Here is a 22,506-nt window from a genome sequence, read left to right as displayed (position 1 = left end):
CCCGATGCAACGACCCGCCTGCTCATCGACGCTCGTGATCTTCGCGATCCTGTTTGCTTTGCACGCCCTCCAAGTCGCGCCCGCCGCCACCGGCGAACCCGATGGCACCGCCGAAAAGGCCGCCAAGGAAAAGGAGGACGCCCGCCGGGCCGCCGCCTTCGACGCTTGGGTCGCCACGCTGCCGCCTGATCAGCAGAAGTGGGAGCACGTGCTCGCCGAAAACCTCGGCTCGTTCTATCTGCCGATCTATCAGATGCAGAAAGTCGATCGGCACGAGGAGACGGCCTGGGACTATGTCAAAGATGATCCATCCCTGCCGCGCGTCCTGCTCATCGGCGATTCCATCTCACGCGGCTACACCGTGCCGACACGCCACGCCCTCGACGGCAAAGTCAATCTCCACCGCGCCCCCGCCAACTGCGGGCCGACCTCTTATGGGCTTGACCATCTCGATGCATGGCTCGGTGACGGGCACTGGAATCTGATCCACTTCAACTTCGGCATCCACGATGTCAATCGCAAAACATCGCGCGCCGACTATCTCGCTAATTTAAATAAGCTCATCGATCGGCTTCAGGCCACCGGCGCCAAGCTCGTCTGGGCCACTTCCACACCGCTCAACACCGATGACGCCCATCGTCAGGGCATCATTGACTTCAACGCCGCCGCCGCCGAGCTCATGAAAAAGCGCGGCGTCGCCATCGATGATCTTTACACCGCGATTCTCCCGCACGTCGATGAATGGCAGAACCCCAAGGACCATTGCCACTACGGCGCCCCCGGCTACGAGTTCCTCGGCTCCGTCGTCTCGCAGAATATCCTCGAAAACCTGAAATCCTCGGAGAAACTACAATAATCGTCACGCTGGCGCTGAGCGCAGTGAAGCGTCTGGTACCTTCTTGCACAGGAACCCACCCGCCATGACCCGAACCACTATCGTCACCGCCGCGCTTCTGATCGTCGCATCCGTCACGGTGCTCTCCGCCGGCGAAATCCCCGCCGATCATTACGGCAAGGTACTCTTTCAGGACGACTTTTCCGCCGCGGAGTTGAGCAAGACGTGGCGGCTCTACTCGTCGGAAGCGCGCATCGAGGACGGAAAGCTGCATTGCATCATGAAACCCGGACACAACGCCGTGCAGAACGTCAATGTCGAGCCCGGCCCCGATTTTGAAGTCAGCGTTCGCTTCAAGCCCGTCGACAAGAACATCGGCCTCCAGATCGCCTTCAACGACCGCAGCTACAAAGACTCCCACGCCGGCCACATCTGCCGCGTCGCCCTGACGCCCAAAGGCGTCAAATTCCAGGACGGCAAGTTCGGCGTGTTCTCGAACAAGGTCTACGCACAGAAGGAAAAAGATGGTTCGCTCAATGATGAATCCAAGGCCGTCATCGCCGCACATCAGAAATTCGTCGACTTTCCGATCACCGGGGCCGACTGGTCCACAGCCGTCGTCCGCATCAAGGGCGACACGATGGAACTGGTCATCGACGGCAAGGACGTCGGATCCTACCAGTCCGAAGGCATCGCTCACGCCACTAAGAGCAACATCGCCTTCGTCGTCGGCAAGGATGAAATGTATCTTGATGACGTTGTCATCAAAGCGCCATGATCATTCTTAGAACCCGGGCGGGCGATGGAGCGATTGCGGCGCGTCTTGGCAGGATGGGGATAGTCGATCAGAACTGGAAAAACCGGCGGGCATTGGCGTCAGTGAGCTGGATGAAATCGTCAAGGGACATGCCGCGCAGGTCAGCGAGGAAGGCGGCGGTGGCGGGAACGAATTTGGGTTCGTTTGGGCGGATTTTGCGATGGGGTTCGGGCGTGAGGTAAGGCGCATCCGTCTCGATCATGATACGGCCATCGGGGACGAGCAGGGCGGATTCGCGGACTTCAGGGGCGTTCTTATACGTGACGACACCGGTGAAGGAGATCATCGAACCGAGGTCGAGGATTTTGCGGACTTCGGCGGGGTGTTCGGTGCAGCAATGGAAGACGAAGCGGCGGGGGTCGAGGCCGGAGGCGTTGATGTGGCCGATCGTGTCGTCGACGGCTTTGCGGCAATGCAAAATGATCGGCTTGGTCATCTCGCTGTATCGGATCAGTTCGAGCTGGGCCTGAAACATTTCGTGCTGCACGGCGGGCGGGGGATCGGGGTAATGATAGTCGATGCCCATCTCGCCGAAGGCGACGCACTTATCATGCCCCGCCCGTGCGATCAAAGGCGGAAGCTCGTTGAGGGCGACGTTGATTGCATAGTGCGGATGGACCCCACAGGCGAAATGGACCTGCGGGTGCGCTTCGGCGATGGCTTGCGCATTGACGGCGTCGGCGGGAGTCGTGGCGATCGTGATCATCCGATCGACGCCCGCCGACGCGGCGCCGGCGAGGACTTCGTCGAGCCGGGTATGAAGCTCGGGGAAGGTCAGATGGCAATGGGTATCGATCATGAAACAGCCGGAATGGGGTCACGAACGGGGAGGGTCTGGGCCTCGGACAAGCCGTGTTGCCAGCAGGCGTGCATACGGAGGTTGGGGTCGTCGTGCGGGAAGTCGGTGCGGTAGTGCGCGCCTCGGCTTTCGGTGCGCCAGTTGGCGGCTTGCGTGATCAGAGCGCCGATGAGGAGCATGTTCTGAACCTGCCATCCGGTGCGATCATCGAAGATTTTATCAAGCGTGTATCTAGCCCAGAATTCGTACATTTCCGAAACGTCCTCCAATTGCGAGCCGCTGCGTTCGATGCCGACGTGTCGCCACATGACGCTGCGGAGCGTGGAGAGGACGTCGGGCAGGTCGAGTTCGCTGCGATCGGAGGGGCGGATGTCGGAGACGATCTTCATGGGCAGGGGCACGGCCTGCGACACGGATTCATGGCACGCCGCCCCGGCTTCGTTGCCGCAGACGAGGCCTTCGAGCAGACTGTTGGAGGCGAGGCGGTTGGCGCCGTGGAGTCCGGTGCAGGCGACTTCACCGCAGGCGTAGAGGCCGGGGATGTTGGTGCGGGCCTGTTCATCGACCCAGACGCCGCCGCACATGTAGTGTGCGGCAGGGCGGATGGGGATCAGGTCCTGCGAGGGATCGAGGTCGAAGCGGGCGAGCAGGGCGGTGATGCCGGGGAATCGTGCGGTGAATCGTTCGCGGCCGATGTGCCGGGCGTCGAGGTAGACGCTGGCGTCGATGCCGCTGGTGATCTGACGATTGATGGCACGGGCGACGATATCGCGCGGGGCCAGTTCGGCCAGTTCATGCACGTCGAGCATGAACCTTCGCTCGCGCCGGTCGACGAGATACGCCCCTTCGCCGCGCACGGCTTCACTGATCAGAGCGCGACTCGCACCAGCGATGTAGAGCACGGTCGGATGAAACTGCACGAACTCCATGTCGGCGAGCTTCGCGCCGGCGCGATAGGCCATCGCCATGCCGTCGCCCGTTGCGACGGGAGGATTGGTGGTCTCGCGGTAGATTTGGCCGCATCCGCCGCTGGCGAGAATGGTCGCTTTGGCCCAGATGACTTGCAGGCCGTATTTGGGATGATGCGTGATCGCGCCGAGGCATCGGCCGCCGGTTTCGCCGGGGGAAGGGTCGGTGAGCAGATCGAGGGCGAAGCAGTGATCAAAGACGCGCACGCGATCGTGTCGGGCGATGGCGCGGATCATGGTCTGCGCGAGGGCGTGACCGGTGGCGTCGCCGTCGGCGTGGAGAATTCGATGGGCGGATTGACCGCCTTCGCGACCGAGGGCGAGAGCGCCGCTTTCGTCACGATCGAATGGCATGCCCATCTTGATGAGTTGCTGCACGCGCTCGGGGCCGGCTTCGATGATGCGTCGCACGACGGGTTCATCGCACAGTCCCGCCCCGGCTTCGAGTGTCTCGCGGATATGCGAATCAGTGGTGTCGCCTTCATCGACGACGGCAGCGATCCCGCCCTGGGCCCATGCGGTGTTGGACAGGTCCATCGCGCTTTTGGCCAGCACGATCACATCGCTGTGCGCGCTGGCGGACATCGCCGCGCTGAGTCCCGCCACGCCGGAGCCGACGACCAGCACATCGGTGAAGATCTGCGGCAGGAGCGCCGAGCGGAAGGGGATGAGATAGCGTCGGTCCTCGAAGATGGCGTGCATAGCTCTTATTCTACTCGGATGCCCGCGCCGATGCCCGGCGGGCGGGTCGATCAGTTGTCGGGGTCGGCGCGGAGGTCGCGGATGTTGACCCATTGTCCGGCTCCGCCGCGTTCGCAGGGGTCCAGGCGAAGCTGCACGATGATGCCGCGCCATGTCGGTTGATCGTGCATCATGAGCTGGTATGCGTGCATCTGACCATCCGATATCACCGGGAAATCCAGCGACTCTTCTTCGGTAAAGTCCGCATCGCCGAGGCATCGCCAAAAGAGCCGGGCGGTGGGCTGGTTCGTGCGGAACGCAGCGCGGAGTCGCAGTACTTTTGTGCGATCGGCCTGCCAGGCCTGCGGCGGACTGAGGAGTTGCGGGTCGTCCTCTTCGAGCACCACCTTGAGCGGCCCGGTCGTCGGCAGGCCCATATCGCGGGCGTGTCGATAGGTCCAACCGAGCCGCGAACCGGTCGCCTCAAAGTGAAAATCCAGCAGCACATCATCGGCGGCTTGTCGAGCGACTTTGCGAATGTCGTCGACCGAGCCGAGGACAATCTGGTAGTGATAGTCGTAATGAATATGCGCATCGAGAATTTCGTCGCGCACGGGGGCGAAGTAGCCGGTCGCATCGGCGTGCGTGTCGCCTTCGCCCGGCGCGATATTGAAGCCGCCGATCCAGCGTAGGGTATGCGTCTGCACGAGTCCGACGCCGCGCCCGTCCTTGCCGACGAAGGCGGACCAGCATTCGGTGCTGTTCCATGCGGTCCACGGAATGCCGACATGATCGATGTGCGTGACCGGCTGATTCGTGAAGGGGGCGTCGCCGGCGTAGGTGACAAGCTGATCGAGCGACGCGATGACGTATACGGCCGGGAGTTCCTGCGAGAAGGAGCCGTAGTCCTTGTCGAAATTGCGATCGTTGTTGAGTCGGCATTTCACTGAAGCGACGTTGTCGCGGAGCGTGATCCATGTTTCAAAAGTGCAGTCGCCGGGAACGTTGTCGAGCGCCCATTGCATCGGGCGTGTTTTGACATACAGCGTTTTGCCGTCGTTCTGGTGGTCAAGCACCGTCGCGCGATGGTTGTACACATCGCCCGCGCCGATCGGGTTCCACGGCCAGTCCTTCCACGCCGGATGCGCCGCGCCATAAGGTCGCGGCCCGCTGTAATACGACTGCTGAATGTAGCGGCCGGTATCGTGCGTGTTGATAAGGTTGCGGTCTTCGCCGGCGAAACCGAGGTAGGCGATCGCACCGCCGCGATTCAGATCGACGCCGATCCGCAGATGATCATTGGTCAGATAGTTCATGTTCGCATCGTCGCTGACCTGCGCGGAGGCGGATGCGACGATGCACAGCAGAATCCCGATGACCTTATCCGCCGCGTTCAAAGACACGGATCGCCTCCGCAATGGTGAATGCACCATCATAGAGGGCGCGTCCGACGATCGCGCCCTGTAAGGGCAGATCGCGCAGGGCGCGGAGGTGATCGAGCGTGCCGACGCCGCCGCTGGAGACGATGGGCACGCGGGTCAGCTCGGCGATTTCGCGCGTCGATTGGACATTCGGGCCGGCGAGCGTGCCGTCGGTGGCGATGTCGGTGAAGACGATCGCGGCAAGGGGCCAGTCGCTGACTTTCTCGGCGACCATCACGGCGGTCATCTCCAGTTCCTTTTCCCATCCTTCGACCGCGAGCTTGCCCTTGCGGGCGTCAAGGCCGAGAACGAGCTGATCGGGGAAGTTGTCGTGCACGGTGCACTTGAACCATTCCCAGTTCTGCAGGGCCGCCGACCCGAGCACGGCGCGGTGGACGCCGGCGTCGAGGAGGCGGCGGATGGTGGTGTCGTTGCGGATGCCGCCGCCGACTTCGACGTGCATCTTCGTCGCCTTGCAGATGCTCTCGATGATGGGGAGGTTGACCGGCTCGCCGGCCCGCGCGCCGTCGAGGTCGACGACATGAAGCCAGGTCGCGCCGGCGTCTGCGAACGCCTTGGCCTGCTCGACCGGGTTCGCGGCGTAGGTCGTCTGCTTGTCGTAATCGCCCTTGAGCAGCCGGACGACTTTGCCGTCGCGCAGATCAATCGCTGGAAATAAGAACACGATCCGCTCCGAAATACAGGGTCCCACTTGGCGAGGATCATAGCGTATCAGAGTGATTCCGTCTCGACGATGCGGCAATATTCGGCGAAGTTCATTTCCTCACCCCGCCCGTTCTCGAGGCGCGGCCGGCCGTCGGGCATCCGCATCAGACGCAGCGGGCCGTTCATCGTCCGCAGGACTTCGAGCCGAAGCTGCGGCATGGTGATGAACACGCCCGGGTGAATCGCGCCTGTCACCGACAGCTTCACGAAGCACCGCTTCTCAAATTCCCGGCTCAGACCGGCGTACTCCATCGCTGATTCGCGCCGGCGGGCTTCAAGATTCGCGATTCGGCCGGCGAGGAAATGAATGTCGTCGTCGTCGCTTGCCTCGTCATGTTGATGATGCAGGTACTTGAGATCCGCGTCGATCTTCCTCAGTGTTTCGCGCAGCTCGTCGAGTTTCTTGCCGACTTCGGGGACGAATCCGAGGCGCAGGTGGGTCGTGATACCCGCGGGGCTGCCGACGCTCTGCACGGTCACGGCCCCGGCGGCGCAGAGGAGTCCGCCGATGATGGCGTTGCCCGAGCCGGCGCCGCCGATGAGCTGCACGTCGCCGAGCACGATGAGCTGGGACATGAGGATTTCGCGCGTGACGCAAAGCCGTCCGCGCACCGTGCCGCGCACGCCATCGAGGTAGCGCGCCCACATGTGCGATCCGACTTCGACGCGGCCGGTGTCCTTGCCGGCCATGCCTCCGGCGGCGCGGAGCGTGCCGCCGCAGCGGATGTGCGCCGCTTCGATGGATCCGCCGATCTGCACGTCGCCCGTGCAGTCGACCTCGAATTGATCGCGCACATCGCCGCCGACCTGCACGGTGCCGTCGAAGCGGACATTGCCGGTGGAGAAGTCGACGTGGCCGGGGATGCGGAGGATGGGGCTGACACGCAGGTGATGTTGATCACGATGTTCGATGATGCCCGCCTTCGCGGTCATCACGCGTCCGTCGGGCAGCACGTTGATCGAGTTGTCGCAGACCAGCGGGAAGGGCTTGCCGGCTTCCGATGCGATCGGCTGACCGAACACGTCGACGCCCGCCTTGCCCGGACGCGGCGGCAGTAGCGTCGCCACATGCACGTCCGCCTCGACGAACTGGAACGCGGAGACTTCATAGAAGTTGATCGCCTCGCCGTTCGGCGCTTCGGGGCGAGCGACATGATCGGGCGAATACTGCGGGACCCATTCGATGTCGCCATCGCGACCGGGCTTTGGCGCGACGCCCTCGGCAACAATCTCGTTGATGTCCTGTCGATACGTGGCGAAGCGGGCGGCGACTTCCTTGAGCAGGGCCTCCATCTCGTCCGTGAGCGTCAGGCCATGATCCTCCACGAGTTTGCTCAGCGCCTCCGGCGTGGCGAGCACGACGGGGCTGCAGGCGGGCAGACGCAGGATCGCGCACAGCCGATTGCGGTGCACCACCAGTGACGGAGCGCAGACGGTTTGGTGGGTGGTGGTCATAGGCGTGTCCGAGATGGGGCTATCCAAATCATCGGCCCGCCTTGAGGAAAACTTACATTCCCGCGGCGCGATTTTCAGCGTGAAAACGGCCAATTGACGCCACGGGCTTTCGCAGCGATCATGTGAACTTCCGTTTAGGCAAGCTGGATAAATCATCCGTTCATCCCCCTGGAGGTACGCTCACCATGTCACGACCCGTCACGCTTTTCACCGGCCAATGGGCCGACCTGCCCTTTGAAACCATGTGCGCCAAGGCCGCCGAGTTCGGATACGACGGCATCGAACTGGCCTGCTGGGGCGACCACTTCGAGGTCGACAAGGCGCTCAAGGACAAGAGCTACTGCAAGGGCCGCTGGGAGATTCTGCTCGATCACGGGCTGACCGCTTTCGCGATCTCCAATCATCTCGTGGGCCAGGCCGTCTGCGACCTGATCGATGAGCGGCACAAGCTGATTCTGCCCAAGCGTCTCTGGGGCGACGGCAAGCCCGAAGGCGTTCGCAAGCGCGCGGCCAAGGAGATGATCGACACCGCCAAGGCCTGCCGCCGATTCGTCGACGCCAATCCCAACAAGAAGGGCAAGGCCGATCCGTTCCCCGCCGTCGTCAACGGGTTCACCGGTTCGAGCGTGTGGCACAGCATCTACGCCTTCCCGCCGACCGATCAGAAATTCTGGCAGCGCGGCTTCGACGATTTCGCCAAGCGGTGGACGCCGATTCTCAATGCCTTCGACAAGGTCAACGTGAACTTCGCCCTCGAAGTGCACCCGACCGAAATCGCCTTCGACATCGCCAGCGCCCAGCGGGCCCTCGAAGCGGTGAAGAACCACAAGCGCTTCGGCTTCAACTACGACCCGTCGCATCTGGGCTATCAGGGCGTCGACTACGTCAAGTTCATCTACACGTTCGGCAAGCGCATCTATCACGTGCACATGAAGGATGCTCAGTGGAACCGCGGCGACGGAACCGTCGGCGTTTTCGGCGGGCACACCACCTTCGCCGACCCGCGACGCTACTGGGACTTCCGCTCGCTGGGACATGGCGATGTGGACTTCGAGCAGATCATCTGCGCCCTCAACGACGTCGGCTACAACGGGCCGCTGTCGGTCGAATGGGAGGACAGCCGCATGGACCGCGAGCACGGCGCCGCCGAAGCCGCCGCCTTCGTCCGCGACGTCGACTTCCCCCGCTCGAACATCGCCTTCGACGGCCAGTTCGACCGCTGAACCGGTCCAACAACTTCAACCCCGAAGCCCACGGCGTGGCGCCGTGGGCTTCTTCTTGCGCTCGCGCCTGTGTTCCATTGCCCATTCGCACCGGCGCGCCCGCCCCTCGGTATTCTGACCCTCCTGTGCGCCTTCGTTCCTGCGCCGGAATCGGGGATTTTACCGCGGTTTCGCTGCATCACGCGCGCACCGGGCGGTCCTGTGCGCACCGGCGCGGAAACCTCGGCGCGCCGGTGCGCGATCGAATAAGGACTTACATCATTGCTTGCGCATAACCGCGTCCGAAGTGTCATCCCCGTGCGCCCATCGCGCCACCGCGGTGCGCCAAGTGGGTGAAATGCCCCAATCGCTCCGTCGCGCCGCGGGCCTCTTTCATGACGCGCCGCGTTCATCCTCATCATCAAAAAGCATGCGAACCGCCGGCGTTTCCATGTCGTCGTACTGCCCGCCGCGCAGGGCCCATGCGAAGCCCGCCAGCGCGCCGCCGGCCAGCAGAATCGCCAACGGCACCACCAGGTACAGCACGCTCATGGCCCGTCCTCCCCGAACGTGCGGACGCCCATCGACAGGCCCAGCACGGATAGCGAACTGAGCGGCATCAGCACCGCGGCGATGAGCGGGTTGAGCAGGCCGAGCATCGCCAGTCCGACCGCCGCGGCGTTGTAGCCCAGCGAGACGTACAGGTTGCGGTGAATCGCGCGGACCGTCCGCCGGGCCGCGTGCATGATCCGCACAATCCCCGCCAGTCCCGGCTCGCCGAGGTACACATCCGCCGCCGCCATGCTCGCTTCCGCTCCGCCGTGCACCGCGATGCCGACCGTCGCCGCGGCCAGCGCGGCCGCGTCGTTGACGCCGTCGCCGATCATGACGACCGGCCCGCGCTCCCGCTCGCGCTCGACCATCGTCAGCTTGTCCTCCGGCGACATCCGCCCGATCGCCATCGCCGGATCGATCTCCAGTTCGTGCGCGATGCGTTGCACGACGCGCGCATGATCGCCGGACGCGATGCCGATGCGCCATCCCATCCGGCGCAGCGCCCGGATCGCCGCGCGGGCGTCTTCGCGCAACTCGTCGCCGAAGCCGATCACCGCTTCGATGCGATCGCCGATCGCGACACAGACCGGCGAAAGCCCGCGGTCCAGACAATCGTTGATCCATGCGCCGCGGACCTCGTCGATCGTGATGGCGAATCGATGCATCAGGTCGATCGACCCGATGACCATTCGGCGGCCCTGAAGGTCGGCGCGGATGCCGCCGTCGGTGAGTTGGCGGACCTGCCATGTTTCGTCGCTCGTCGTGACGCCCTCGGCTTGCAGCGCCGCGACGATGGCCCTGGCGCGCGGATGCGTCGATTGCGATTCGATGGCGAGCACGGCGCTTTTGAGCGATGGGTCGCCGTGCCAGAGGCGCATCGCCGCGATGCCGGTCGTGAGCGTGCCGGTTTTGTCGAGCAGGAGCAGGCCGGCGGGACCCGGGGCGGCGAGGCGTTCGAGCGTGTCGCCGCCTTTGATGAGGATGTGCCGTTTGGCGGCGCGGCCGATGCCGACGGCCAGCGCCATCGGCGTGGCCAGCCCCAGCGCGCAGGGACACGCCACGATCAGCAGCGCCACCGCGTGATCAATCGCCATCGCCGGATCGATCCATTGCCACACGCCCCACGTTCCTATCGCCAGCGCGATGACGACGATGACGAACACGCCGGCGATGCGGTCGGCGAACTGGACAATCGGGGCGCGACGGCTGGTGCATTCCTCCACGAGACGGACAAGCTGTCCGAGTCGCGTGTCCGCGCCGGAGGCCTCGACGCGCACGCGCAGCGGCGCGGCGATATTCACCATCGCCGCCAGCACCGCGTCGCCGGGTCCGACCGCGCAGGGGGCCGATTCGCCCGTCAACAGCGAGCGGTCCAACTCCGAATGACCTTCCACGATCCGCCCGTCCGCCGGGAGATTCTCGCCGGCCCGCACCTCGATGAGGTCGCCGACGTTCAACGATTCGACGGCGATCGATTCGATGGCGTCGCCGACGATGCGCCGGGCGCTGCGGGGCGTGAGCGAAAAGAGCAGTTCCAGCGCGTCGGCGGCCCGGCGCTGCTGGCGATGCTGAAGCCAGCGGCCGACGAGCAGCAGAAAGATCAGCACCGTGAGCGAATCGAAGTAGATTTCCCCGGAGCCGCGAATCGTATTGACCGCGCCCGCCACGCCCCCGGCGATGAGGCCCAGCGCGATGGGCAGGTCCATGTGCGGCGTGCGGGTGCGGACGGCGGCGACGGCCCCGCGCAGAAACACGCGCCCGGGCCAGGCCAGCGCCAGGACGCCCAGCAGCATGTTGCCGTATCGGAAGAGCGTGCGCTCCCACGCGTCCATCCCGCTGAACATCCCGGCGTAGAGGGCGACGGCCATGAGCATCACGTTGCCGGCGATCGCGCCGGCGACGGCGATGCGCCAAAGAAGCCGGCGGTCTTCGAGCGTGTTGATCTGCTGCGCGGGCGTGCGGCGCGACGGATGCGAGGGGTAGCCGAGATTGTCGAGCACGCGGGCGATGCGCGAGAGGGCGAGGCGCGACGGGTCCCACACGATGCGGACGGTCGCCTTGTGCATCGTGAGCCGCGCTTCGATTACGCCCGGCAGCACGCGCGGCAGTTTCTCGATGAGCCAGACGCAGGCGGCGCAGTGCACGCCTTCGAGGCGCAGGTCGATGCTCCGGCACCCCGCCGGCGCGGGCGCGGCGTAGAGCGCGATGAACTGCGGATCGTCATATTCGCCGTACGCGGCATCGGTCCCGCGGGTCGGCTCGTTGAAGGCGTCGCCGGATTCGCGCAGCTTGTAGAACGCATCGAGGCCGCATTCGTGAATGATCTGATGCGCGGTGCGGCAGCCGCTACAGCAGAATTGCTGCGCGGCGCCCGGTTCGATCAGACCGGCGGGGACGGGCAGACGGCAGTGCGTACAGAGCGCCTTCGCCGCCGATGGCGAGCGGAGGATCGAGCCGGGATGTGCGGCGAGGTTCGTCACGGTTGGGGTTTGCAGCAGGTTTTGTCGGGGCTGAGCATCCGCACCTGTTGCGCCGCGTCGGTCGGCGTGGCGGCGGCGGCGACGGGCTCGATGCTCATGCCGGCGCGGGTGTAGATGGTGTAGAGGCCGACGAGGACGATGAGGATGGACATGAGGAGGGCGAGGCGGGGCGTGGCGCGCCGGGCGAACTGTCGCATGCCGGCGCCGAGGGCGACGAGCATCGGGAGGGTGCCGATCCAGAAGGCCGCCATCACGGCCGCGCCGATCAGCGGCGAGGCCGTGCCCGCCGCCGTGACGGCAAAGGCCCAGAGCCATCCGCACGGCAGGAGCGTGGTGAGCATGCCGATCGTCATCGCCCGGCGGATCGGCGACATGGACATGGCGGCGCGCTGGCGTTCATGAGCAGGCGTTTGAAGGGCGTGTGGATCGAGAGGGGGGCGACGGTCAGACCGATGTGCCGGGCGATGGCGGTCAGACCGAAGAGGACCATGATCGCCCCCGCAGCGACGGCGGCGGCCTGTTGCACGCCGAGGAGCGCGCCGCCGGTCTGGATCGCGCCGCCGATCGCGCCGGTGATCGCACCGAGCAGGGTGTAAGTCAGCAGGCGACCGCCGTGATAGGCGAGCATGAGATCGCGCTGCGGGATGGCGCGGGCGTCGGGGGCGCCGGTGGCGAAAGCGACGAACACGCCGCACATGCCGGCGCAATGCGGGGAGCCGACGAGACTCGCCAGGGCGACGGTGATCAAAAGTGCGGTCATCGCCCGTGCTCCGACACAGCGGCGGAGGGTGCGGGCGTCACGGGAACGTCGCGCACGATCTGCCCGCCCGGGGCGCGTGTCGCGAGCACGGCGGCGATGACGCACAATGCGATCTGCATCACGATGAGCCCGATGACCAGGCCGGGCCAGAACAGACCGCGCGATGGAAGAGTCGTGTCATTCATGGTTCGCTCCATTGCTGGGGCCCATCATCTGATAGTCCAGTTGCCGATTGACCGCGTCGCCGTCGGTGACGCGGAGTTTGAGGGGGTGTTTTTCTGCGACGAAGACCTCGCGCGGCAGCGTGATGACGAGGCCGACGGTCAGACTTTCGCCGGGCTTGACCATGACGGGGTTGGAACTCATGGTGAGCTGGGCCTGCGGGTCGTCGATGATCGAAACGGAAAACGAAGCGGGGGAGGATTGACGATTGGTGATCTTGACGCGGAGGTTGTTGGCGACGCGGCCGTCGGGGTTGAGCACGAAGGGCAGACCGGGATTGCGCATGAGCGTGATGTCGGCGGGCTGTCGATGCGACACCACCACGGCCAGCAGCGCCGCGATGATGACAAGCAGCGTCGGATAGAACACGAGGCGCGGGCGGAACCGGCGGCGGGGTTTGCCGTCGATGGCGTCCTGCGAGGAGTAGCGGATGAGTCCCGGTGAGCGGCCGAGCTTGACCATGACCGCGTCGCAGGCGTCGATGCACTGCGCGCAGCCGATGCATTCAAGTTGCAGGCCCTGGCGGATGTCGATGCCGGTCGGGCAGGTGGTCACGCACTGATGGCAATCGACGCAGTCGCCGAACCTGCGGGCGCCCGATGCGACGTGTTTTTCGAATTTCCCGCGGGGTTCGCCGCGCTGCGGGTCGTACGAGATGATGAGTGACTGGCGATCGAGCATCACGGACTGAAAGCGGCCGTAGGGACAGGCGAGGATGCACATCTGCTCGCGGAAGTAGCCGAAGTCGAAAAGCATCAAAAGCGTCGTGACGGTCATGACGACGAACGCGACGGGATGTTCGAACGGCGAGCCGAGGATCCAATGTCGCAGGTTTTCGACGCCGACGAAGTAGGCGAGGAAGGTGTGCGCGAGATAGATGCTGATGAGGAAGTAGAGGACGTGCTTGAGGGCCATGCGCCATTTGGGGACGGGTCGATTGGCGGCGCCGCCGCGGCCGGCGGTGCCGTGACAGAGGCGTTCGATGGGGCGGAAGACGAATTCCATGTAGACCGTCTGCGGGCATGCCCACCCGCACCACACGCGCCCGAGCACCGCGGTGAACAGGAAGATCGTGATGATGAATCCGACCATGCCCAGCGCGAGCAGCACGGTGTCCGTCGGTAAAAACGTCTTGCCGAACAGCGTGAACTGCCGGTGCACGACATCGAGCAGGATCGTCGGCTTGCCGTTGATCGAGGTGTAGGGAATCGCCGTGAAGATCACGATGAGGAGATAGGCGGCGATGCGGCGGGCGGTCAGAAAATGTCCATGCGAAAGTCGGGGGCGCAGCCATCGGCGCGAGCCGTCCTTTTGGAGCGTGGAGAGCACATGCTCGGGCGCGTCAAGCAGGGATGTGCGTTGGGGTTCGCCCATGATGCGTGTCGCTCACTTTTCGTCGGCGCTCCACGGGGCGATGACGTTTCCCTCGGCCGGTCGCGGGCCGGGGAGGTTCTTGCCGCGCAGCGTGGCGACGTAGGCGGAGACGATGATGATGTCCGGCTCGGAGAGCATGGCTTTCCATGCGGGCATCGTGCCGTTGGCGGCGCCGTTGGCGACGACCTTGGGGATGTCGGCGATGACCTTGACGTTCTTGTAGGCGTCATCGGTCATGTTGGGGCCGACGAGTCCCTGGCCTTCGGGGCCGTGACAGGCGATGCAGTAGGATTGGAAGATGGTGCGCCCGCGGTTCATGGCGATTTCGTTTTCGGTGAGTTTGATCAGGGTGGGGGCGTCGGGCTTGAGTTCGCCGAAGGCGGCGAGTTGTTTGAGCATGTTGGCTTCGACGGCGGCCTGATATTCGCCGCGGACGGACGAGCCGTACACGCTGCCGTGGTACCACATCATGTAAAGGCCGGCGAAGATGATGGTGATCCAGAAGACGGCGACCCACCATCCGGGCATCGGATTGTCATACTCGCGGATGCCGTCGTATTCGTGGTCGGAGAGAATGTCGGGTTTGTGTTCGTCACTCATGGTTGGCGCTTTCGTTGGAGAGCGGGGCGTCGTCGATGGGCAGATGAGCGGAGCGGTCCATCTGATCGGCGGGTCGGCGGGCGACCCAGAAGCACATCGCGGTGAAGAAGGTGAAGAAGATCACCAGGGCGGCGATGGCGAAGAGGGCGGTGCCGCTTTGTGCGACGGATTCGCTGAGCATCATCGTGCTCCTTCGTGCGGTGCGGCGCTGACGGCGGGGGCGGGGGTTGAGGTCGGTGCGGGTGCGGGTTTGCCGGTCAGGTCGGTGCCGAGGCGCTGGAGGTAAGCGGTGATGGCGATGACCTGTTTGTCGGCGAGGTCCGCCGGGCCGCCCTGTGCGACGATGTCGGCGGCGATCCGTGCGGCCTGCACCTTGGCGAGTTCGACGGCATGCGCCTTTTCGTCGTCGGTGTAGGGGACGCCCAACGCCGCATTCGCACGCACCGCGCGGGCCAGTGCGTCAAAGTCGATCGGGTTGGTCAGCAGGTAGGGATACGCCGGCATGATCGACTGAGCGGTCATGTCGCGCGGATTGCGGAAGTGCAGCACGTGCCACAGGTCCGACTTGAGTCCGCCTTCGCGCGCCATGTCCGGCCCGATCCGGCGCGAGCCCCACTGGAACGGATGGTCATACACGAACTCGCCCGCCTGCGAATATTTCCCGTAACGCTGCGTCTCGGCAAAGATCGGACGGATCATCTGTGAATGACAGTTGTAGCAACCCTCCGACACATAGATGTCGCGCCCGGCAAGCTCCAGCGGAGTGTACGGCTTGACCGAGGTGATCGTCGGCACATTGGAGCGGATCAGGAACGTTGGAATGATCTCAAAGAGCGACGCGGTCAGCACAGCGATGAGCACCCAGACTGTGAATCGAGCGGGCAGTCCTTCCCACTTCCGGTGCCACCCGAGACGGGTGAAGATGTCCATCTTCTTGCCCCACTCCGCGGTGGTGTGCCCGGTGAGGCGGGACTTGACCGGCGGCTCGATGTAACCGGGGTCGAGCGGCGGGGCGGTGTGCTCGGGGGTCTCGTACACGGCGGGGCGGGCCTGCCATGTGCGAAGGAAGTTGTACCCGAGCATGAACGCGCCGATGAGGTACATGCCCCCGCCGACGGCGCGGACGTAGTACATCGGCAGGATCGCGGTGAGCGTTTCGACGAAGTTGTAGGTCAGCCCGCCCTGATCATCCATCGCGCGCCACATGAGCCCCTGCGTCAGACCGGCGACGTAGATGGCGATGACGTAGAGCAGGATGCCGATGGTGGCGAGCCAGAAGTGCGTGTTGGCGAGGCGCTGCGAATGCAGCGGGGCCTGAAAAATACGGGGTAAAAGCCAGTAGATCATGCCGAACGCGAGAAATCCGTTCCAGCCCAGCGCGCCGGAGTGGACGTGCGCGATGGTCCAGTCAGTGTAGTGGCTCAGCGCGTTGACGGATTTGATGGAGAGCATCGGGCCTTCGAAGGTGGACATCATGTAGAACGTGATGCCGACGACGAAGAACTTGAGCACGGGGTCGGCGGTGACTTTGTGCCAGGCGCCGCGAAGCGTCAATAGCCCGTTGATCCCGCCGCCCCAGGAGGGCATCCAGAGCATGAGCGAGAACACCATGCCCAGCGAGGACGCCCACTCGGGCAGCGCGGTGTAATGCAGATGGTGCGGACCGGCCCAGATGTAGATGAACACCAGCGACCAGAAATGCAGAATGCTCAGCTTGTAGCTGAACACCGGACGCTGCGCCGCCTTCGGGAGAAAGTAATACATCAACCCCAAAAACGGCGTCGTCAGAAAGAAGGCCACGGCGTTGTGTCCGTACCACCACTGCATGAACGCATCCTGCACGCCGGCGTAGATCGAATAGCTTTTGAGAAAGCTGGCGGGCAGGACAAGGTTGTTGAACACGTGAAGCACCGCGACGGTGATGATCGTGGCGATGTAGAACCAGAGCGCGACGTACATGTGCCGCTCGCGCCGGCGGGCGAGCGTGCCGAAGAAGTTCACGCCGAAGAACCCCACCCAGACGACCGCGATGAGCAGGTCGATGGGCCACTCCAGCTCGGCGTACTCCTTGCTCTGCGTGATGCCCAGCGGCAAGGTCAGCGCCGCGCAGACGATGACAAGCTGCCAGCCCCAGAAGTGCAGGCGGCTGAGCGTATCGCTGTACATGCGGGCTTTGCACAGGCGCTGCGTCGAGTAGTAGATGGCGGCGAAGATGGCGTTGCCGGCGAAGGCGAAGATCGCGGCGTTGGTGTGCAGCGGGCGGAGCCGGCCGAAGCTCAGGTAGCCGATGCCCCCGCTCAGATTCGGAAACGCCAATTCCAGCGCGATGAACACGCCCGCCGCCATCGCCACCAGCGCCCAGATCACCGTCGCCGCGGCGAACATGCGGACGATCGCGTCGTCGTAAGTGAATCGCTCAAGGATCGGCGCGGGGGCGGAGGCCTCCGCCCCCGCCGCACCGCCCGACCCGCCATCTTTCCCGCTCCGCCCGATCGCCGCCGGTGGGGCGTCCTTGCCAAACGAGCCGTTCATCGTGGACTCCTGCTGCTGTCTGTAGATACGAATGTCCCGCTAGTGCCATGATCGGCATATTTTGGTTAAGTATATCCAAATAGATATGTTTTGCGCGTGCGAGATTTCCCTAATCGAAGCGCGGGAACGCACCGGCGGGGCAAAAAGCCCTCTTGCCCATGATCTGCGTCGATGGCCCGGGAATCAGGCGAACGTCTTGCGCCAGACCTGCGGGGTCCAGAAACCGCTCCGCCAGCGGTCCTTGGTCGTGTACTCGCGGGCGACGATCTGCCGCGGCGAGATCTCGAAATAGAAAAAGCTCTGCGTCTCGGAATGGAAGTGCGAAGAGTTGTCGACGTTGAAGACGCCGATGCCCTCGGCGGCCTTGGCGGAGCGGCCGTCCCATGTAAAGACGTTCCGCGCGTGCGTGTGACCGTAGAGAATCGCCGCGATGTTGTACGGCTCAATCGCGCGGAAGTACGCGGCGACATCGCAGGGGTTCCACTCGCGGTTTTCGTTGGCGGCATCCGCCGGGTCCGGCGCGGTGCAGTAGCGGGCGACGTCGATGTGATGCGTGATGACGACGGGCGTCGATTTGTCGGCGACGTGCCCCCGCAGATCGTCGACTAGGAAGTCCAGACTGTCCAGCGGGTTGTAGCGGCGGTGCTGTTTCACCGCCGGGTCCGACCCGACGACGATGCCGAGGTTGATGAACCGTACAGCTCCCCAGCTCCATGCGTAATGCAGTCCGTTGGCGCTGATGTGATCGATGCCGGTGCGGCGGCGGTTGCGCTCGATGATGCGGTCGATGACCAGTCCCCTGCCGCCGGGTCCGTCGTGATTGCCATGCACTTCGTAAACGGGGTACCGGAGCCGAGCGTCGCCGCCGACCACGCCGAAGTCGGCCGCGTAGGCCGCCCATTCCGTCTGCTGCATCGTCTGATGGACGTCGCCGTTCTTGTCGCCGGAGTCGATCAGGTCGCCGGCATGGATCACGCCGCGCGGCACGGCGACCTGCCCGCCGCCGGCGGCATCGGGAATCGCCTCGCCGGGCAGTCGGTTGAGCGTGTCGATCAGGCCCCGGGTCGTCGTCGCGGAGTCCTCAAGCAGTTTCGTCGGCGTATTCTCGTCGGCGCGGTAGTGCGTATCGCCGATGTGGAAAAACGCGATGGCCTCTTCCGCCGTCGGGGCGGGGGCGTGGCCCGCCGCACGGCAGAGCGGTGCGCCGGCCAAGGCGGCGGCGCTGGTGGTCAGGAACGTGCGACGCGAAATGCGATGCGGCATGGCGTGCCTCCGGCCGGAGTGTCACGAAACCGTGCATGGCCCGCCGTCGGCGGCGTCGGACTTCGTTCAGTGTCGCACAATGGAGGGAAATACCGGGACACGCGAAGATCATCGGAGTGGCCCCGAAACCGGCAAATTGGGCTCTTTGGCGGGCCGATTTCGCGTCTCGACCGGTGACAGAGACGACTTGGCACCGGTGCCATCGTGGATTGGCACTGCAATGGCACCGGCCTGGCACTGCTTCGTCTTGCGGACCGGGACCGGGGACAAGCTACGATCCATGATCCACCGTAGATCGGTTTTCACCTATCCGCTGGCGTTGTACGATGAGCGAATGAAGACGACACAGTGCATCGTGACCGCTTGGATTCGTGTATCGGCTGATGCACCCGGCCTGCTCGAGCAATTGATCAAAGCCGCCGGCCAAGACCCGTTCGAGACAACCGAAATGGAAGGCGTGCGGGACATGCAATGGTCAGCCGCCAGCACCAATGACGCCTTGGCCATCGCGGATCAACTCAAACCATTCTGTGACGACTCCGACCTGATTCTGCTCAAGGTTGCCACCTACTACCACGGCGGATCGATCGACGCCGTCACAATTAAGGATGAACGCGCCGCGCTTGGGGAGACCCGATGATCTTTCGACTCGCGCAGAACCTGAACACCAAGATCAAAGTCGGCTCCATGGCAGCCGCACCGCTCGACGAGAATCCCTACGTGGACTGGTCGGCCCGGCTGTTCACCGCCGACCGGACGCAGTACATCCTCATCAGCAACACCCGATCACTCTACTCGTCCGTGATGTACGGCAGAGGCATCACCAGCGACCACGAATTCATTGTGCGCGCGTTCAGCAGCATTCGTGAGTTCATGCAGGATGACGGTTTGGTATTTGTCTACCGGCAGTTCATCGCGCCCGCCACCGGAACGATCCGGTTCCGCAAGGCGCTGAACCGAACGGTCACCGGATCGATGAATGAACTCGTCGCTGCTGCCAAGGATTTGCTCGCCGATGGGGATATCGCGCCACACGATGTCGGGTTTAAGCTCAACGACTATCTACTGTCAGCACTGGCGTGTGATAAGTCCCGTCACTACGGCAAACCGCGCGAGGCCTTCAAGCAACTGGGACCATAATCCCGCTTCCGATGACGGCGGGGCGCGTGTCAAAAGAGTGCCAGCGGCGCGAATCATGACACTGCCAAAACCCTCGATTCCAGCTTACGAGGGCCGATTTTCGACCCAAAGTGCCAAAATCGCCCGTTTTCGAGTTCTCCGCCTCTCCTTGCCAAGCAGTCTCATCGCCGCTGCACATTGAGACTTTTGAGACATCCAAAAGCCGCGATTCAAAGCCAATAACGTCGGTTTTTGGGCCGAAGTCTCAAAATCTCACCTTTTCGCATTCTCCGCCCCCCACCGCCATCAGTCCACATGCTCGGCGTTACCAAGCCGGTGGAACTTGACCAAGCTGAACGGTTTTCGCAACTCCAAGTTGACACGTTTTCTGGTCAGCGTGCGGCGCGTCGACACCGCCCGCAGAATCCGCTGCTTGCCGGCCATATCGAGCTGCCGCCATCCTTCCACTGGGTTCTGCGTGAAGTCGAACGCTCGCTCGGCGACGCCCGAACCGACTGCCCCCTCGCTGCCGAGCCTGGAGATCGCTGCTTCGATCTGGTTAACTTGTTGCTGCAGGTTGTCTCTCATCTCCCGGAACCTGGCCGTGTTGACCTCGTCCTGCAGGTACAGCGTCATTAACCGATCGCGCTGCTTTGACAGCTCAGTCGCCCGCCGCTTCAACATGCGTATCTGCTTCACCTGCTCGTCGTGCAGTTGACCCGTCGCTTGCTTGAGAACGTCCAAAAGCCAATCACGCAGTTCGGGCGTGGGCATTCGCAGGTAGTTCAACTGATCGAGCACCGCCTGCTCGATGTCCGCTTCACGCCACCGAACGCGTGGATGCCTTGCCGGAGGGCGGTTGTTCGCGCATCGGTAGTAACAATGGATTTTGACCGAGCCGTCCATCTGCTTGCGGCGGATGCGCTCGCCCGTCATCGTGGCATCGCAGTGCCTGCAGCGAAAGAGCCCGCTGGCGAATGTGTGCGTGATCCGCCGGGTACGGCGGTTCTTGCCCGCAAGATTCGCTTGGCACAGAGCGAAGGTGTGCCGGTCGATCAAGGGCTGATGCTTGCCGGGATAGACCTGACCCCGCCAAGGAAGCTCGCCGACGTAGAAGCGGTTCGCCAGCATGTAGGAGATAGTGCCGGGTGACAGTCGAGGCTGGCTTGGTCGATGGACATACCCTTCGCGGTGCAATTGGTCGGCGATCATTCGCATCGTCAGGCCGCCTTGCGAATAGAGCTGGAAGACGCGCACGATCAATTTCGCCTTCTCCGGGTCCGGCCGGATCGGCTCGTCCGGGTCGCGCGTGTTCATGTAGCCATAAGGAACGCCGCACGGCATCCAGCCTTGGCGGATTTTCTCGTCCTGGCCCTTGCGGACTTCCTGGCGAAGGTTGTCGCTGTAATACTGGCTGACGGCCGCCATGACGTTGAAGCTGAAAGCGCCGGCTGCACCGGGGCCGAATTCATTGTCGACGAAGACCATCTTGACCCCGGTGGCGTCTTCGAGTTCCTGCATCCGCACCGCGTCGCGCATATTCCGGCAGATGCGGTCGAGCTTGTGGGCCAGGACCGCCTCAATCTTCTTCCGCTTGGCCTGCTGCTTGACCCACCGGTACATCTCATTGAAGGCCGCACGCTCTACGCCACGACGTGCGGACTCGGCCACGACGAATTCCCGAAGGACCGTCCAGCCCTCGCGTTCGGCCCTATCGCGGTTGATGCGTATCTGGGCGTCCAGCGAATACCCCTCGCTCTGCTCGCGTGACGATACCCGTGCCCAGATCACGACGTTCATGCGGACGGCTCGATTTCGGTATTGGCCAGGTTGAAGGCCATCGCCAGGCTTTGGACGTTGAGCAGCATCTCGATGGCTTCCCCCCGGTTCACCCGACGCCGGAGATGGCGACCCCAAACGTCCTGCGTGCGAGCAATCAGCTCATCGTTGATCCACGCCGCCTCCATCGCTGCCATTGTTTTCGGCGGACCTTCGGCTCCTCCAGGCTGTTGCACAGTGGTCATGGGCTACACTCGCTTGAGCCGGTAGAAGCCGGGATGCGTCGTCCGGTCAAACTCGACCAACCCCGCATCCGTGAGCTCGCCCAGCACGCGCTTGGCAGTGCGGTCGCTGATGCCGAATTCTTTTTCGACCTCACGCCGAGTCAGCTTGCCCTCGGACGCCAGTTGAGCCATCACCCATCGCTGTTTATCGTTGAGCCGCAGTGGCGATCCGGCACCCTTCGGTGGGCTAGCCTTCTGTTCGAGCCGGTCTGATTCACCTACGATGGTGCCGCCTTCGTCGTACACTTCCACGACGATCCGTTCTGTCAAGTGATAGCCACCGTCGTCCCGAGCGATCACGTTTTCCGGATCGCATTGTTTGCCGCAACGATTCATCGCCTTGGTGCATCGTGACCGGAGCGTGGATATCGCGCGGAATAACGTGTTCTGCATGGGCTGGGGTTTGAGCCGGCGGGCCAGGGCCGTGCTCTTCAGGTGAACTCGTTGCCCCCTATCATCTTCTGCTCTCAATACCTGCAGAATCTGCCAGGCACAGCCTCTTTGGCTCCTCTCACAAACCGTCACACCGCCCAGATCAATGTGATCGGGGTGGTACGCCAGCACGGCTCCATCGAACGGCGCGAGCGGTTCGCTGTCGCCCTTGCCGCTATTTGACATCCGAAAACGCCGGTGC

Annotated in this window: 21 protein-coding genes; 5 read left to right on the top strand and 16 right to left on the bottom strand. The window is 63.8% G+C overall.

Translation table 11 applies throughout. The features are described 5' to 3' along the window. Positions 1-4: 4 nt before the first annotated feature. On the top strand, positions 5-856 hold the full coding sequence (locus GC162_15015) for an SGNH/GDSL hydrolase family protein (protein MBI1369951.1): 852 nt from the start codon (positions 5-7) through the stop codon (positions 854-856). 64 nt (positions 857-920) lie between these two features. After that, complete coding sequence (locus tag GC162_15010; GenBank protein ID MBI1369950.1) at positions 921-1,613, top strand: hypothetical protein; 693 nt, start codon at positions 921-923, stop codon at positions 1,611-1,613. 67 nt (positions 1,614-1,680) lie between these two features. Here GC162_15010 and GC162_15005 read toward each other — a convergent pair whose 3' ends face one another. Genes GC162_15005 through GC162_14985 form a run of 5 tightly spaced genes read right to left on the bottom strand, consistent with a single transcriptional unit; the run spans position 1,681 to position 7,858 of the window. Beyond that, positions 1,681-2,451, bottom strand: a complete 771-nt coding sequence (locus GC162_15005; GenBank protein ID MBI1369949.1) for a YchF/TatD family DNA exonuclease — start codon at positions 2,449-2,451, stop codon at positions 1,681-1,683. Continuing rightward, positions 2,448-4,121, bottom strand: coding sequence for an L-aspartate oxidase (gene nadB / locus GC162_15000; protein ID MBI1369948.1), 1,674 nt, complete (start codon positions 4,119-4,121; stop codon positions 2,448-2,450). The genes GC162_15005 and nadB overlap by 4 nt, the downstream gene beginning before the upstream one ends. Positions 4,122-4,171: 50 nt before the next feature. Next, positions 4,172-5,503 (bottom strand): hypothetical protein, encoded by a 1,332-nt coding sequence (locus GC162_14995; GenBank protein MBI1369947.1) that lies wholly within the window; start codon positions 5,501-5,503, stop codon positions 4,172-4,174. Beyond that, the gene (gene hisA / locus GC162_14990) at positions 5,481-6,209 is read right to left on the bottom strand and encodes a 1-(5-phosphoribosyl)-5-[(5-phosphoribosylamino)methylideneamino]imidazole-4-carboxamide isomerase (protein MBI1369946.1); all 729 of its coding nucleotides are present in this window, start codon (positions 6,207-6,209) and stop codon (positions 5,481-5,483) included. Before hisA ends, GC162_14995 begins: the two co-directional genes overlap by 23 nt. Before the next feature lie 44 nt (positions 6,210-6,253). Beyond that, positions 6,254-7,858, bottom strand: a complete 1,605-nt coding sequence (locus GC162_14985) for a DUF342 domain-containing protein (GenBank protein ID MBI1369945.1) — start codon at positions 7,856-7,858, stop codon at positions 6,254-6,256. Between the two features lie 29 nt (positions 7,859-7,887). On the opposite strand from GC162_14985, the gene GC162_14980 reads away from it, so the two are divergent. Continuing rightward, on the top strand, positions 7,888-8,925 hold the full coding sequence (locus tag GC162_14980) for a TIM barrel protein (GenBank protein ID MBI1369944.1): 1,038 nt from the start codon (positions 7,888-7,890) through the stop codon (positions 8,923-8,925). 372 nt (positions 8,926-9,297) lie between these two features. Here GC162_14980 and ccoS read toward each other — a convergent pair whose 3' ends face one another. The 9 genes from ccoS to GC162_14935 form a co-directional block, all read right to left on the bottom strand. Beyond that, a complete protein-coding gene (ccoS, locus tag GC162_14975; protein ID MBI1369943.1) occupies positions 9,298-9,456 on the bottom strand; it encodes a cbb3-type cytochrome oxidase assembly protein CcoS in 159 nt (52 codons plus the stop codon). Then, positions 9,453-12,254 carry a heavy metal translocating P-type ATPase gene (locus GC162_14970; protein ID MBI1369942.1) on the bottom strand — a complete coding sequence of 934 codons (2,802 nt, stop codon included), beginning with the start codon at positions 12,252-12,254 and terminating at the stop codon, positions 9,453-9,455. The genes ccoS and GC162_14970 overlap by 4 nt, the downstream gene beginning before the upstream one ends. A gap of 34 nt (positions 12,255-12,288) precedes the next feature. Continuing rightward, the gene (locus GC162_14965; protein MBI1369941.1) at positions 12,289-12,699 is read right to left on the bottom strand and encodes a hypothetical protein; all 411 of its coding nucleotides are present in this window, start codon (positions 12,697-12,699) and stop codon (positions 12,289-12,291) included. Beyond that, positions 12,696-12,884, bottom strand: a complete 189-nt coding sequence (locus GC162_14960) for a hypothetical protein (protein ID MBI1369940.1) — start codon at positions 12,882-12,884, stop codon at positions 12,696-12,698. Before GC162_14960 ends, GC162_14965 begins: the two co-directional genes overlap by 4 nt. Then, positions 12,877-14,295, bottom strand: coding sequence for a cytochrome c oxidase accessory protein CcoG (ccoG, locus tag GC162_14955; protein ID MBI1369939.1), 1,419 nt, complete (start codon positions 14,293-14,295; stop codon positions 12,877-12,879). Before ccoG ends, GC162_14960 begins: the two co-directional genes overlap by 8 nt. 12 nt (positions 14,296-14,307) lie before the next feature. Then, positions 14,308-14,895, bottom strand: coding sequence for a c-type cytochrome (locus GC162_14950; GenBank protein ID MBI1369938.1), 588 nt, complete (start codon positions 14,893-14,895; stop codon positions 14,308-14,310). After that, positions 14,888-15,076: a hypothetical protein gene (locus GC162_14945; GenBank protein ID MBI1369937.1), complete on the bottom strand. Its 189-nt coding sequence runs from the start codon at positions 15,074-15,076 to the stop codon at positions 14,888-14,890. The genes GC162_14950 and GC162_14945 overlap by 8 nt, the downstream gene beginning before the upstream one ends. After that, on the bottom strand, positions 15,076-17,427 hold the full coding sequence (gene ccoN, locus GC162_14940; GenBank protein MBI1369936.1) for a cytochrome-c oxidase, cbb3-type subunit I: 2,352 nt from the start codon (positions 17,425-17,427) through the stop codon (positions 15,076-15,078). Before ccoN ends, GC162_14945 begins: the two co-directional genes overlap by 1 nt. 183 nt (positions 17,428-17,610) lie before the next feature. Then, a complete protein-coding gene (locus GC162_14935; protein ID MBI1369935.1) occupies positions 17,611-18,690 on the bottom strand; it encodes a hypothetical protein in 1,080 nt (359 codons plus the stop codon). A gap of 334 nt (positions 18,691-19,024) precedes the next feature. Between GC162_14935 and GC162_14930 the strand changes: the two genes are divergently transcribed. Further along, a complete protein-coding gene (locus GC162_14930) occupies positions 19,025-19,330 on the top strand; it encodes a hypothetical protein (GenBank protein ID MBI1369934.1) in 306 nt (101 codons plus the stop codon). Beyond that, positions 19,327-19,830, top strand: coding sequence for a hypothetical protein (locus GC162_14925; GenBank protein ID MBI1369933.1), 504 nt, complete (start codon positions 19,327-19,329; stop codon positions 19,828-19,830). Before GC162_14930 ends, GC162_14925 begins: the two co-directional genes overlap by 4 nt. A gap of 285 nt (positions 19,831-20,115) precedes the next feature. Here the strand turns inward: GC162_14925 and GC162_14920 are convergent, their stop codons facing one another. Next, positions 20,116-21,609: a hypothetical protein gene (locus GC162_14920; GenBank protein ID MBI1369932.1), complete on the bottom strand. Its 1,494-nt coding sequence runs from the start codon at positions 21,607-21,609 to the stop codon at positions 20,116-20,118. After that, complete coding sequence (locus tag GC162_14915; protein ID MBI1369931.1) at positions 21,606-21,833, bottom strand: hypothetical protein; 228 nt, start codon at positions 21,831-21,833, stop codon at positions 21,606-21,608. The genes GC162_14920 and GC162_14915 overlap by 4 nt, the downstream gene beginning before the upstream one ends. Between the last annotated feature and the right edge of the window lie 673 nt (positions 21,834-22,506).

The sequence above is a fragment of the Planctomycetota bacterium genome (assembly GCA_016125255.1).
Classification (GTDB): domain Bacteria; phylum Planctomycetota; class Phycisphaerae; order Phycisphaerales; family Zrk34; genus RI-421.
The sequence above is the reverse complement of the archived record's forward strand: the minus strand, read 5'-3'. Positions and strand labels throughout refer to the sequence as shown.

Excerpts from the sequence above, each read along its gene's own strand:
- GC162_15015 (MBI1369951.1), top strand. The coding sequence starts at position 5 with ATGCAACGACCCGCCTGCTCATCGACGCTCGTGATCTTCGCGATCCTG.
- GC162_14930 (MBI1369934.1), top strand. The coding sequence starts at position 19,025 with ATGAAGACGACACAGTGCATCGTGACCGCTTGGATTCGTGTATCGGCT.
- GC162_14915 (MBI1369931.1), bottom strand. The coding sequence starts at position 21,833 with ATGACCACTGTGCAACAGCCTGGAGGAGCCGAAGGTCCGCCGAAAACA.
- nadB (MBI1369948.1), bottom strand. The coding sequence starts at position 4,121 with ATGCACGCCATCTTCGAGGACCGACGCTATCTCATCCCCTTCCGCTCG.
- GC162_14960 (MBI1369940.1), bottom strand. The coding sequence starts at position 12,884 with ATGAATGACACGACTCTTCCATCGCGCGGTCTGTTCTGGCCCGGCCTG.
- GC162_14920 (MBI1369932.1), bottom strand. The coding sequence starts at position 21,609 with ATGAACGTCGTGATCTGGGCACGGGTATCGTCACGCGAGCAGAGCGAG.
- GC162_15010 (MBI1369950.1), top strand. The coding sequence starts at position 921 with ATGACCCGAACCACTATCGTCACCGCCGCGCTTCTGATCGTCGCATCC.
- GC162_14950 (MBI1369938.1), bottom strand. The coding sequence starts at position 14,895 with ATGAGTGACGAACACAAACCCGACATTCTCTCCGACCACGAATACGAC.
- GC162_14925 (MBI1369933.1), top strand. The coding sequence starts at position 19,327 with ATGATCTTTCGACTCGCGCAGAACCTGAACACCAAGATCAAAGTCGGC.
- GC162_14935 (MBI1369935.1), bottom strand. The coding sequence starts at position 18,690 with ATGCCGCATCGCATTTCGCGTCGCACGTTCCTGACCACCAGCGCCGCC.
- GC162_14965 (MBI1369941.1), bottom strand. The coding sequence starts at position 12,699 with ATGACCGCACTTTTGATCACCGTCGCCCTGGCGAGTCTCGTCGGCTCC.
- ccoN (MBI1369936.1), bottom strand. The coding sequence starts at position 17,427 with ATGAACGGCTCGTTTGGCAAGGACGCCCCACCGGCGGCGATCGGGCGG.
- ccoG (MBI1369939.1), bottom strand. The coding sequence starts at position 14,295 with ATGGGCGAACCCCAACGCACATCCCTGCTTGACGCGCCCGAGCATGTG.
- GC162_14970 (MBI1369942.1), bottom strand. The coding sequence starts at position 12,254 with ATGGCTCTGGGCCTTTGCCGTCACGGCGGCGGGCACGGCCTCGCCGCT.
- GC162_14985 (MBI1369945.1), bottom strand. The coding sequence starts at position 7,858 with ATGATTTATCCAGCTTGCCTAAACGGAAGTTCACATGATCGCTGCGAA.
- GC162_14945 (MBI1369937.1), bottom strand. The coding sequence starts at position 15,076 with ATGCTCAGCGAATCCGTCGCACAAAGCGGCACCGCCCTCTTCGCCATC.
- GC162_15005 (MBI1369949.1), bottom strand. The coding sequence starts at position 2,451 with ATGATCGATACCCATTGCCATCTGACCTTCCCCGAGCTTCATACCCGG.
- ccoS (MBI1369943.1), bottom strand. The coding sequence starts at position 9,456 with ATGAGCGTGCTGTACCTGGTGGTGCCGTTGGCGATTCTGCTGGCCGGC.
- GC162_14980 (MBI1369944.1), top strand. The coding sequence starts at position 7,888 with ATGTCACGACCCGTCACGCTTTTCACCGGCCAATGGGCCGACCTGCCC.